An 11,002-nucleotide genomic window follows, 5' to 3' on the forward strand; every position below is an offset into this window, starting at 1 on the left:
CGCCGACAGTCAGACTGCGCGCTTCTTGAGCTTGCGGCGCTCGCGCTCGGACAGACCGCCCCAGATGCCGAAACGTTCGTCGTGCTCGAGCGCGTACTCGAGGCACTCCTGGCGGACCTCGCACCCGACGCAGACCTTCTTGGCCTCGCGGGTGGACCCGCCCTTTTCGGGGAAGAAGGCCTCGGGATCCGTCTGGGCGCAGAGCGATCGCTCCTGCCAGGACATCTCCGATGCCTCTTCGGTGGTCTCACCACCCATGATCAGCTGAAGTTCGTGCATGGTCCCTCCTCGACCTCGACACACTCGACCCGGACTTCGTGCCGCGTGGCCGTGACCACGTGACATGTCTGTAATTACATGCGTGTCATGCGTGCGTCGTCAAGCCGGGGAGGCTATGGAGCGTTGAACGGTCGGGCGGGCACTCCCCTTCGTCACGGGGCTGAGACGATGTCCCCCATGCGCATCACCGTCATCACCGGGGGACGTCCCGGCGCCCGATTTGTCCGCGACCTCGTCGACCACGCCTCCGCCTCCCCCACCCCCGCCGAGATCAGCGTCATCGCCAACACTGGCGACGACATCTCGCTGTGGGGTCTGCGCATGTCACCCGACGTCGACGCCGTGCTCGCCGCGCTCGCCGACGAGCCCGACGACGGCTCCGACAGCGTGGCCCGCGAGATCAGCGCGCTCGACGTCGGCCCGCAGTGGTTCCCCGTCACCGACCGCCAGGTCGCGACCCACCTCGCCCGCACGGCCTGGCTCGGCATGGGTGCCACCCCGTCCGAGGTCACCGCCCGACTCGCCGAGCGCCAGGGCCTCGCCGACCGCGGGGTGCGCCTGCTCCCCATGAGCGACGTCCCGGTCGAGACGCACGCCGTGCTCGACGGCGAGGAGCAGCAGCAGGCGGTGCACGTCCAGCAGTGGCGCCACGAGCTCGGCTGCCCGCCCGCGACCCGCTTCATCGTCGCCGGCATGGACCGCGCCGCCGCGGCCCCCGGCGTGCTCGAGGCGATCCGTGAGGCCGACCTCGTCCTCCTCGCGCCCGGCGACCCGGTGCTCTCCATCGGCATCGTCCTCGGCGTGCCCGGCATCCGTGACGCGCTGCGCGGCACCTCCGCCCCGGTCGTCGGCATCACCCCCGAGCTCGACGACCTCGGTCCCTCCCTCGCCGCCGTCGGTGTCGAGCCCACGGCCGATGCCGTCGCCGCGCTCTACCGCGACCTCCGCGCCACCTGGCTCCCCTCCGACGCCTCCCCCGCCGACGCCCTCGCTCGCGTCTGACGCACGTGATGCCCCGCGGGTCGTCGACCGTCGCAGACGACGACCGGTGCGCTCAGAAGCGCGTCGGCAGGTGCGTGGGCAGCGAGCGACGGGGGCCGCGGCGAGGGCGGTGCCCGGCGGTCGCGGTGATGACGACCTGTGCGCGGTAGCGGTGGCCCGCATACGGCTCGAGCAGCTCCGCCATGCGGGAGTCGTCGCCGACGACCCCGTCGAGGGCGAGGGTGACGTCCTTGGCGACGTGGTAGTCGCCGAAGCTCGGTGAGTCGGGGTCGCCGAGGGCACGCTGGGCGACCTCGGCGGCGGTCCAGACCCCGATGCCGGGCAGGGAGCGCATCCGCGAGTGCGCCTGCTTCAGCGACAGGTCGGCGCACTCGTCGAGGCGGCCGGCCACCCGCATCGCCCGGACGACGACGCGGGAGCGGGCGCCGTCGACGCCGGCGCGCAGCCAGGCCCACGAGGGGATGCGGGCCCAGTCGGCAGGGCTCGGTGGGCAGACCAGGCCGAGCTGCTCCCCCGGGCCCGGGGCCGGACTGCCGAAGCGCCGGACGAGCTGGCGCTGGCTGCTGAAGGCCTCGCGGCCGGTGACCTTCTGCTCGAGCACCGAGCAGACGAGCATCTGGGCGACGAGCCCGTTGGCCGGCACCCGCCAGGTCCGCATCCGCGGCCACCCCCGAGCCACGAGGTCGTGGCGGGGGGTGAAGTCGCTCGGGTCGTCCCGCCCGCCGACGAGGTCCGGCAGGCGCTCGAGCATCCAGTCGGCGCCGTCGCCCCAGGCGGAGGCGAGGACGTCGCTCCCTTCGCTCGTCAGGTGGAGGGTCACGGGACCGTCGGGCGTGGTCCAGGCGAACCACCAGTCGTCGCTGATGCGATGGCTCGTCGGGTCGCCGGAGCCACGGACGAAGCGGGGCAGCACCAGGGCGAGGTCGACGGGCTCGGGCGGCCGGTGGCGTCGCGTCGTCGGGCCGGTGGACGTGCTCACGCAGCCGATTGTGCCGGTCAGGGGTGACATAGCGTGACGGCATGCGACCGACGGAGCACGTGCTCGACATGTTTGCCGTGCCCGGGGACCTCGAGCCGGCACCGGGAGGGCGCGGCCGGAGCGTGCGCGCGGGCGACCTCGTCCTCTCCCCCGGGCGAGATCCTCGCGTCCAGGATCTGCTCAGCCCGATGCTCGCCCGGCTCGCGGTCGACCTCGACACCCGCCCGGGGCGCGACCACCGGGACCTGCGGATCGCGATGCCGGTGCCCGCTCGCGACGGCAGCTGGGTCGTCGACGGCTGGGCCGCCACGCGCTTCGAGCCCGCGGCGCGTGAGCTCACCGACCCCGCCGCGACCCGGGCGGTGGGCGCCGTGCTGCACGCGGAGCTCTCGCGGGCCATCACCTGCTGGCCCCCGGCTCAGGAGCCCCCGGTGGGGCGGTGGTCCGTGGCCGAGCGAGTGGCCTTCGGCGAGGACCCGCTCCCCGACGGTCTCGACCCCCAGGTGCAGGGCCTGCTCGATCACCTCGCCGCGGCCCGTGACGACACCGACCTCGGCCCCGCACAGCTCGTCCACGGCGAACTCGCCGGCAACATCCTGCTCGACCCGCATGGCGCTCCGGTCGTGATCGACCTCGCCCCGTACTGGCAGCCGGCCCTGTGGGCGGAGGCGACAGCGGTGCTCGACGGCGTCGTGCGCGGTCACGCTGACCCCTTCGCCATGGACGAGTGGGTCAGCGGCCCGCGCGGGCAGGCGATGGTGCGGGCCGCGATCTTCCGCGTCCTCGGCGACCGGCCGGCTGACCTGCCCGTCTACGCGGCAGCGCTCGAGCCGCTGCTCGCGCGGGATCTGCGCTGAGCCGTCAGCGCTTGCGGAAGGTCAGCAGGATGAAGGTGTAGTCGAGGTCGACCCTCGACCAGTGGACCGGGCGCTCGCTGTGCGCCAGCGTCGCGTCGTCGATCGTGCCGACGAGCTCGAGGCCGTGGCGGTCGGCCATGGCCACGAGGTCGCGGATCTCGTCCGGCGAGAAGATGTGGACCTGCGAGCCGTAGATCACCTTGCCCGTCGTGTCCGGCGGGTCCTGGTCGTAGTCCGTCGAGACGACGAGCACGCCACCGGGGCGCAGCAGGCGCGCCGACTCGGCGACGAAGCCCTCGAGGGGTACGCCGTGCTCGATGACCGACATGCAGGTGATGGCGTCGAGGTGCCCGGTCGGCAGACCGGTGTCGGTGACGTCGCCATAGCGGAAGACGACGCCGTCACGCGTCACCTGCGACCCGAACTCGAGGTTGATGCCGATGAGCGACCCGGCCGCGGCACCGAAGCCGTAGAGCCGCAGCCACGGCAGCACCGGCGAGTAGCGCGCGCTGCCGGCGTCCATGACCCGCGCGCTGCGGGACCCGTCGTCGACGAGGTCGAGCACCGCGGCGACCGCGCCGAGGGCGTCCCAGTTCTTGGGGAGGTCGCGGTGGAGCGGCAGACGCAGGCGCTTGGCCTCGTCGGTCGCCCGTCGCCACGTCGCGGCGTCGGTGAGCACGCCGGTCGGTGAGACGCTCGTCGGAGCGGGACGGGCGCCCTGCGTCCGCGCCTCGAGCCGCCGCTGGAGGGCCACCCGGCCCCACAGGAGGTGCTCGGCGCCGCGCTTGGCGACGGCGAGCAGGCGGCCGCCGGGAGGTGCGGCGATCTGGCCGCCGGGGGTGGAGTCAGACATGAGGCATCACCTTACGGGGACGGGTCGCGGTCAGTGGTGGGTGTGCCACCGTCCGGGAGGAGGTCGTGGGACTTCGCCCACAGCCAGCCGAGAGCAGCCCAGACGACATCGGCGAGCACGGTGAGGAAGCGGGCGACGACGACGACGGCGGTGGCCGCCGAGACGGACATCTGGGTGGTGAGGAGCAGGACCATGACGCCGTCGCGGACCCCGACGCCTGCGGGCACGACGATGCTGAACATCCCGATGCCGGCAGCCAGCAGGTAGCCCGAGACCGCGACGAGCAGCAGGCGTGAGGCATCGGCGTCGTCCGGGGCGACGTTGCGCGCCATGACCCACACGGCCAACCCGCCGACCAGCCAGGAGAGGGTGAACCACAGGCTCGACAACCCGACGGCTGCGTGGCTGAGGTCGTGCTCGAGCGGCTCGCGACGCAGCAGGCGCAGCAGCGTGCGGATGCCGTGGTTGAGCAGCGGGGGCCACAGCAGGATGCCGAGGACCGCGACGATGAGCAGGAGCGCCCACCACGGGATGACGGCGTCACCCCGGGTGAGCAGCACCGGGAGCGCCGGGAGCCCGGCGATCATGCCCGTGAGCGCGGACAGGGCGATGCACAGCAGGCCGACCACCGCGCTCCGACGTCGCGGGACGCCCAGTTTGGCGGCCATCTCGGTCTGCACGACGACCGACCACACCGAGCCGGGCAGGTACTTGCCGAGCTGGCCGACGAAGAAGACCCCGCTGGCCTGGGCGATGTGCAGCCGCGACCCGAGGTCGGCGAGCAGGACCCGCCAGCCGAGCACCGTGAAGAAGGGTGAGAGCAGCGACAGCACGACGGCCCCGAGGATCGTCACCGGCCCGAGTCGGCCGAGGTCGCCCTGCACCTCTTCCCAGTTGCTCCACAGCGCGATCCCGACGGCGACGAGGACGACGACGAGGAAGCCGATGCGCAGCACGTCGAGGAGCCGCTTGCGTCCGCTCCGCACCGGGGTGGTCGGCGCCGTCATCGGCGCCGGAAGGTCAGTCGCACGAGGGCGTGCGCAGCGTCCGGGTCGTGGCTGACCCGGGAGGCATGACGGACCCGCGAGGTGATGTCGCCGTCGACGTCCCCGACGAGGTCGAAGCCCGCGTCCGCCGCCCGCGCGACGACGGCCTGCAGGTCGGCGGGCCCCCCGACGACGTCCTGACCCACGCCGCCGACCGGCAGGGTGAGGCAGAGCAGGCCGCCCGAGCGCAGCGCCCACCCGGCCTGCGTCAGAGTCTCGTCGACGTCTGCGGCGCTGGCGTCGTCCGGGTGCAGCCGGGTGACGAGGTCGAGGGTCGCGGTGTCGACGGTGAGCAGGGACATCGAGGAGCGGGCACCGGTCAGCTCGACCTCGACCGGTGCGTAGCCCACGGACCGGGCCCACCGACCGAAGGGGGACCCGCTGCCCGAGGCGTCGACGACGAGGGCCTCGCGCCGGTCGCCGTCGCGCAGCCCCAGGAGCACCTCGAGGGCACCCAGAGCCGCCCACTCGGCGATCTCGTCGCCCTCGCGGGGCAGGCCCAGCTCGCGGGCGAGCTCGCGCGCGCGGGTCGCGTCGTCGTCGTGGACGAGCGCGTCGGTCGGGCGCACCCAGGTCGGGAAGTCACCGGGGCCAAGGTCGATCCGCGGGCGGCGGCTGGCCCGAGCGGCCCGCGCGAAGCCCACGAGGTCCTCTGCCCGGTCGGCGACCCGGCCAAGGCGCGAGCGACGGCGCGGCACGGTGCGCGCGGTCGGGTCGGCGCCGATCCCGGCGGCGCTGAGCGCCTCGAGGGAGCCGACGTACCGGGCCCACGGCGCGTGCAGGTCGGGCGCGGTGACGCCGCGACGGATCCGGTCGACCTCGTCGGGGTCGGTGAGCCGCTGGAGCACCTCGACGATCGCGTCCTCGTCCTCGGGGGGCACGAGGTAGCCGTCGACGCCGTCGTGCACCTGGTCGCCGAAGGTGCCCACGTCGGAGGCGAGCACGGCGAGGCCGTGCTGGTGCGCGAGGAGCACGTTCTGGCTCGCCGTCGCGCTGCGATAGGTCAGGGAGAGCACGTCGTGCTGGGCGAGGAGCGGTGCGATGCGGTCGGCGGGCACGTAGCCGCTGTGGATCTCGACGCGGTCGCGCAGGTCGCGGTGCTCGGCGAGGCGGCGGATCTCGTCGCCCGCGTCGCCCCAGATCTCGCCGGCGACCGTGAGCGTGACCCCGGGCACGCGGAGCATGGCCCGCATGAGCACGTCGATCCCCTTGTAGCCGCGCACGAGGCCGAGCGCGAGCAGCCGCGCAGGTCCACGGTGCTCGCGGCGCTCCACGGAATCGCCGCCGGGCAGGTGCGGGGGCAGGTCGGTGACGACGACGTGCTCGGCGTCGAGCTCACGGGCCAGCCGCGACTGCTCGGCGGAGTGGACGACGACGGCGTCGACCCGGCGAAAGAAGGTGCGCATGAGCGCGGCGTCACCGGGGTGCGGCTCGTGGGGCAGGACGTTGTGCGCGATGACGACGCTGCGCGGCCCGCGCCCGGTCATCGCGGTGCGCCCCACACCGGCGGCCCGCAGCAGGGTGAGGTGGAGCGGCACGACGGGCGGGATGACGTGGACGACGATGATGAGGTCGACGTCGCGCAGCTTGCGCCCGGCACGCACGAGGGAGTCGGGCCGAGCCCAGGACAGGGCACGCACCGTGCGCGGGAAGGGCTCGACGTCCGGGTCCCCTGCGCTGGGCACCGACTGCTCGCCGGGGTAGAAGAAGCTTGGGTAGAGGTGGCTCCACGACACGAGGGTGACGTCGTGGCCGGCGTCCTCGAGCTCGTGGGCGAGGGTGGTCGTGTGCGACGCGACGCCCCCCTTGTAGGGGTGGGTGGGGCCGACGACGGCGATCTTCAACGAGGCGTCACCGGGACGGCCGTCGGGATCGGGGGCGTGGTGCGCGCTCATCGCGGGCAGCCTATGCGACCGGCCCGACTCATCGCGGGACGTGACCGGTCCACACGACGAGGCGAAGGGGGTCGAGCTCCTCGGGTCGCTCGGTGAGCACGTGCGGGTCCTCCATGATCACCGTGTCGAGGACCGTCCGGACATCGGTCGCGCCGAGGTCACGCAGCGTCGCGGGCTCCCGGTGGGCCACCAGGACGAGCTGGCCACCGCGGGCGCGGACCCGCTCGTCGAGGCGCCGGGCCGCGGCGAGCACCTGCTCCGGGTCGTCACGCAGTCGTCCCGTCGTCGCGACGGAGGGTACGCCGCACATGCCGCGCGTCACCTGCGTCCAGTGGTTGACGGCCCAGTCATCGACGGCGAGGACGACGTCGCCGGGCTCGAAGGCGTCGCAGTAGGCCTCCGCCGCCGCGAGCCCCCCGGCCTCGACGCGCTCGTCGTGGTGCGGCCACGTGGCCAGGCCGGTCGGGACGGCGGTCGCCGCGAGCAGGGCGACGAGGGCGCCGCCCGCGGCGACCCGACCCCATCGCTGCCGCGCCTGCCGGGCACCCCACCAGGCGGCGGCGACGGCGAGCACGAGGGCGAGCGGCAGCGCGACGAGCAGCCGCCGGTCCGCCCAGGGGTGGTCGGGCGTGATGCCGGGTCGCACGAGGGTGAGCAGGGTCGAGCCCGTCGTGACGACGAGTGCGGCACCCCAGACCGGCAGGTCACCACCGCGCGTCCACCAGGTGCCCAGCCGGCGGAAGAGCACCGCGAGGGCGAGCAGGGCGAGGGCGAGCGCCGCGGGGCCGACCCACCAGGCGAGCCAGTCCACCGAGTGCTCGGCGTAGGTCCGCCCGCCGTCGATCGGCAGGCCGAGCTCGGCCTGCATCCGGGCGACGTACATGGCCCCCGGGTCCATCGGGTCCTGCCGGGTGGTCATGACGAGCGGGCGAAGGGGGAGGAGCACCCCGACGACGAGCACGGCCCCGGCGAGCAGGTCGGGCAGCCGGCGGGCGACACCGCTCGGCAGGCTCATCCCGGCCCGGGCCCGCCGCAGCAGCCACCACGAGGCGCCGGACATGAGGACGACGAGACCGACGAGCGGCACGAGCGAGCCGCCGATCTCGCCGAGGTAGCGCCAGCTCATCGCGCCGGCGACCGCGAAGCCGGCGAGGGTCGTCACGCTCGCGCCGACGAGCAGGGGCTTGGCCCAGCCGCGCCCACGCGCCAGGAGGAGCGCCGCCACGGGGACGAGCAGCATCGTCTCGCGGAGCGCGTCGATGCGCACGATCGAGGTGCCACCGACGAGGCCGCCGGCCAGGAGCGCGGCGAGGCGCAGTGCCCGGGCGCGGCCCCCTTCGCCCTCCTCCCCCGCCCCAGCAAGGAGGGTCAGCGCGAGGAAACCGGCGCCGAGGGTCAGGCCGGCGAGCGGCTCGGAGTAGGTCGAGCGGGCCGTGTGCAGCCACGGGAAGCAGGCGCCGACGAGCACCGCCGCCGGTGCCGCCGCGGCCGGCGCGACCACGCGCGAGACGAGCAGACCGATGGCGAGCAGCGCGAGGCCACCGGCGACGGCCGGCGCCCACAGCACGGGGGTCGCCCCCCCGGCCCACCAGGGCAGCGAGTACACGAGCGCCGGCCCGGGCATGAACTGCGGCTGGACCTGCGGCTCCTCCGGCGAGCCGATCTCGTAGAAGGCTGGCGCCTCGAGGGTCAGCCCGTCCTCCGCGAGGGTCTCGGGACCACCGATGGTCTCGGCGTCCACGGCGACCGGACGAGAGCCCGTCTCGGCCAGGTAGATCGTCGCCTGGAGGTAGCTCGCCGAGTCCCGCCGGGGCATGACCTGCTCGGAGTGGGTGGCACCGGTCCACAGGGTGACCGCGACGACCCCGAGCACGAGGGCGGCGGCAGCAACGGGTCCCATGGCCCGCCCTGAGGGTCGGGGCAGCCACCTCGAGACGGCGACCGCCCCCGCTGCGCTCACGACAGCGACGACCACACCGACGAGGGGCGTCCACGCGCCGACGGCGGCAGCGAGGGACCCGACGAAACCGAGGACCACGACCCAGGCAGCGGCCGCGACGACGAGCCGCTCCAGGGCCGGGGCGAGGTCGGGGCGGGTGCTCGTCGGGGTCTCCACGGCGGCCACGGTATCCGGCGGGCGGTCACCCCCTTCGTAGGCTGGGCCCATGCCGACTCCCGCACACGTCCTGGCCGAGATCAACCGCACCGACTCCGCCGCCCCGCGGATCACCTGCTACGACGACGTGCCCGGCCCCACCGCCGGCGAACGCATCGAGCTGTCGGGCCGAGTCATCGGCACCTGGGTGAGCAAGGCGGCCAATGCGCTGCAGGAGGAGTGGGACCTCGAGCCGGGGTCGACGGTGCGGCTGGCGATGCGGCCGCACTGGCGACTCGTCTACTGGGCCTGGGCGGTGTGGTCGGTCGGCGCGTGCGTCGACCTCGACGGGACCGGTCCCGTCGACCTCGTCGTCACCGACGACCTCGAGCAGCTGGCGTCGGACGGCCCGGGCGTCCTCGTGACGCGGGCCTCGCTGGCCCGCCGCTCACCCGCTCCCGTGCCCGAGGGCGTCATGGACGAGGCGGCCGACCTGGCGTCCTACGGCGATGACTTCACCCCCTGGGCCGAGCCCGAGGACGACGACCCTGCCCTGCGCACGGCGGGCGGGGTGGGCAGCTACGGCCAGCTCGTGGCGGGCTGCGGCGCCGCGGCCCGGGTCCAGCTCGTCGACCCGACCGCCGAGGCCCTGCTGCGCACGACCCTCGACGTGTGGTCACGTGGCGGCTCGCTCGTCGTCCACCTCGGCCCCACCGACGCGGCGACTCTCGAGCGCCGGGCACGGGCGGAGGGCGTCACCGCCTGACCGATGCGCGGTCACGGTGACGCCCTCCGGGTGCACGCTCAGCGGCGGGCCCGGGCCTCTCGGTCGATCGCCTGCCAGGTGACTCCCCCGACGTAGCCGGTGCTCGTCAGGCCGTGGCGACGCTGCAGCGCCTTGACGGCGTCACGGGTCTCGTCGGAGAAGACCCCGTCGACCTCCAGACCCAGCGTGCGCTGGACGACCCGCACGGCCTCGCCGGTCGAGCCCGGCTTGAGGACCACCGTGCGGTGCATGGCCGACGGGTGGTCCTTGCTCTCGAGGCGAGCCCAGACCTTGTCGTCGGTGATCCCGGTGACCGGCAGCCCCTCCTTCGCCTGGAAGGACCGCACCGCCTTGACCGTGCCGCTGCCGTAGACGCCGTCGACGGCGACGCCGCCGAGGGCACGCTGCAGGGTCTTGACGTGGGCGCCACGGGCACCGCTCGCCAGGACCGTCGAGCGGACGCTGTCGTAGGGCGTGCTCGTCGAGACGGTGGCCCCGCGCGAGGGGTCGGCCGCCGGCTTGGCCGCCGCAGCCCGCACCCCGGTCTTGGTGTAGCTCTTGCCGGCGAGGGCGAGCCAGACGTTCGGCGAGACGATGCCGTTCTGGTCCAGCTGCTTGGACTTCTGGTACGCCTTGACCGCCCGCTCCGTGCCCGATCCGAAGACGCCGTCGGCGTCGATCTTCAGCTTTTTCTGCAGGGCCGTGACGGCCGCACCTCGGTCGCCCTTGCGGATCTTCGTGGTCAGGTACTTCGCCAGGTCACCGCCCGGGGTCGCCGGCTTGGTCGGCTTGGCCGGGTCGGTCTTGGTGTACTTCAGACCGGCGAGGGCGCGCCAGACGTTCGGCGAGACGATGCCGTTCTGGTCCAGCTCCTTCGACTTCTGGTACGCCTTGACCGCCCGCTCCGTGCCCGATCCGAAGACGCCGTCGGCGTCGATCTTCAGCTTCTTCTGCAGGGCCGTGACGGCGGCACCACGGTCGCCCTTGCGGATCTTCGTGGTCAGGTACTTCGCCAGGTCACCGCCCGGGGTCGCCGGCTTGGTCGGCTTGGCCGGGTCGGTCTTGGTGTACTTCAGACCSGCGAGGGCACGCCAGACGTTCGGCGAGACGATGCCGTTCTGGTCCAGCTCCTTCGACTTCTGGTACGCCTTGACGGCCTTCTCCGTACCGGAGCCGAAGACGCCGTCGGCGTCGATCTTCAGCTTCTTCTGCAGCGCCGTCACGGCGGCA

The 11,002-nt window shown here is 73.8% G+C and carries 10 protein-coding genes; 3 read left to right on the top strand and 7 right to left on the bottom strand.

Annotated elements, in window-relative coordinates; all coding sequences use genetic code 11:
* Nucleotides 1–9: 9 nt before the first annotated feature.
* A complete protein-coding gene (locus AB4Y78_RS10520; RefSeq protein WP_265229869.1) occupies nucleotides 10–279 on the bottom strand; it encodes a WhiB family transcriptional regulator in 270 nt (89 codons plus the stop codon).
* Between the two features lie 177 nt (nucleotides 280–456).
* Between AB4Y78_RS10520 and AB4Y78_RS10525 the strand changes: the two genes are divergently transcribed.
* On the top strand, nucleotides 457–1,281 hold the full coding sequence (locus AB4Y78_RS10525) for a 2-phospho-L-lactate transferase CofD family protein (protein WP_265229870.1): 825 nt from the start codon (nucleotides 457–459) through the stop codon (nucleotides 1,279–1,281).
* Between the two features lie 52 nt (nucleotides 1,282–1,333).
* Here the strand turns inward: AB4Y78_RS10525 and AB4Y78_RS10530 are convergent, their stop codons facing one another.
* Entirely contained in the window at nucleotides 1,334–2,260 is a 927-nt protein-coding gene (locus AB4Y78_RS10530; protein WP_265229871.1) for a DNA-3-methyladenine glycosylase family protein, read from the bottom strand.
* A gap of 41 nt (nucleotides 2,261–2,301) precedes the next feature.
* Here AB4Y78_RS10530 and AB4Y78_RS10535 point away from each other — a divergent pair, with 41 nt between their 5' ends.
* A complete protein-coding gene (locus AB4Y78_RS10535; protein ID WP_265229872.1) occupies nucleotides 2,302–3,117 on the top strand; it encodes an aminoglycoside phosphotransferase in 816 nt (271 codons plus the stop codon).
* Nucleotides 3,118–3,121: 4 nt separating this feature from the next.
* Here the strand turns inward: AB4Y78_RS10535 and AB4Y78_RS10540 are convergent, their stop codons facing one another.
* Genes AB4Y78_RS10540 through AB4Y78_RS10555 form a run of 4 tightly spaced genes read right to left on the bottom strand, consistent with a single transcriptional unit; the run spans nucleotide 3,122 to nucleotide 9,078 of the window.
* Entirely contained in the window at nucleotides 3,122–3,970 is an 849-nt protein-coding gene (locus AB4Y78_RS10540; RefSeq protein WP_265229873.1) for a class I SAM-dependent methyltransferase, read from the bottom strand.
* 11 nt (nucleotides 3,971–3,981) lie between these two features.
* The gene (locus tag AB4Y78_RS10545; RefSeq protein WP_007929835.1) at nucleotides 3,982–4,977 is read right to left on the bottom strand and encodes a lysylphosphatidylglycerol synthase domain-containing protein; all 996 of its coding nucleotides are present in this window, start codon (nucleotides 4,975–4,977) and stop codon (nucleotides 3,982–3,984) included.
* Nucleotides 4,974–6,911 carry a glycosyltransferase family 4 protein gene (locus AB4Y78_RS10550; protein ID WP_265229874.1) on the bottom strand — a complete coding sequence of 646 codons (1,938 nt, stop codon included), beginning with the start codon at nucleotides 6,909–6,911 and terminating at the stop codon, nucleotides 4,974–4,976. Before AB4Y78_RS10550 ends, AB4Y78_RS10545 begins: the two co-directional genes overlap by 4 nt.
* 28 nt (nucleotides 6,912–6,939) lie before the next feature.
* Nucleotides 6,940–9,078, bottom strand: a complete 2,139-nt coding sequence (locus AB4Y78_RS10555) for a hypothetical protein (protein ID WP_441737109.1) — start codon at nucleotides 9,076–9,078, stop codon at nucleotides 6,940–6,942.
* Between AB4Y78_RS10555 and AB4Y78_RS10560 the strand changes: the two genes are divergently transcribed.
* Nucleotides 9,077–9,772 carry a TIGR03089 family protein gene (locus AB4Y78_RS10560; protein WP_007926630.1) on the top strand — a complete coding sequence of 232 codons (696 nt, stop codon included), beginning with the start codon at nucleotides 9,077–9,079 and terminating at the stop codon, nucleotides 9,770–9,772. The genes AB4Y78_RS10555 and AB4Y78_RS10560 overlap by 2 nt on opposite strands.
* A gap of 38 nt (nucleotides 9,773–9,810) precedes the next feature.
* Here AB4Y78_RS10560 and AB4Y78_RS10565 read toward each other — a convergent pair.
* On the bottom strand, nucleotides 9,811–11,002 hold a 1,192-nt coding region (locus tag AB4Y78_RS10565), incomplete at its 5' end, for a peptidoglycan-binding domain-containing protein (protein WP_441737112.1).

Source organism: Janibacter sp. RAF52, from assembly GCF_052114035.1.
GTDB lineage: Bacteria > Actinomycetota > Actinomycetes > Actinomycetales > Dermatophilaceae > Janibacter > Janibacter hoylei.

Bases quoted from the DNA above. Each gene is read 5' to 3' on its own strand.
- AB4Y78_RS10520 (WP_265229869.1), bottom strand. From the start codon at position 279: ATGCACGAACTTCAGCTGATCATGGGTGGTGAGACCACCGAAGAGGCA.
- AB4Y78_RS10525 (WP_265229870.1), top strand. From the start codon at position 457: ATGCGCATCACCGTCATCACCGGGGGACGTCCCGGCGCCCGATTTGTC.
- AB4Y78_RS10535 (WP_265229872.1), top strand. From the start codon at position 2,302: ATGCGACCGACGGAGCACGTGCTCGACATGTTTGCCGTGCCCGGGGAC.
- AB4Y78_RS10540 (WP_265229873.1), bottom strand. From the start codon at position 3,970: ATGTCTGACTCCACCCCCGGCGGCCAGATCGCCGCACCTCCCGGCGGC.
- AB4Y78_RS10545 (WP_007929835.1), bottom strand. From the start codon at position 4,977: ATGACGGCGCCGACCACCCCGGTGCGGAGCGGACGCAAGCGGCTCCTC.
- AB4Y78_RS10550 (WP_265229874.1), bottom strand. From the start codon at position 6,911: ATGAGCGCGCACCACGCCCCCGATCCCGACGGCCGTCCCGGTGACGCC.
- AB4Y78_RS10560 (WP_007926630.1), top strand. From the start codon at position 9,077: ATGCCGACTCCCGCACACGTCCTGGCCGAGATCAACCGCACCGACTCC.
- AB4Y78_RS10555 (WP_441737109.1), bottom strand. From the start codon at position 9,078: ATGGGCCCAGCCTACGAAGGGGGTGACCGCCCGCCGGATACCGTGGCC.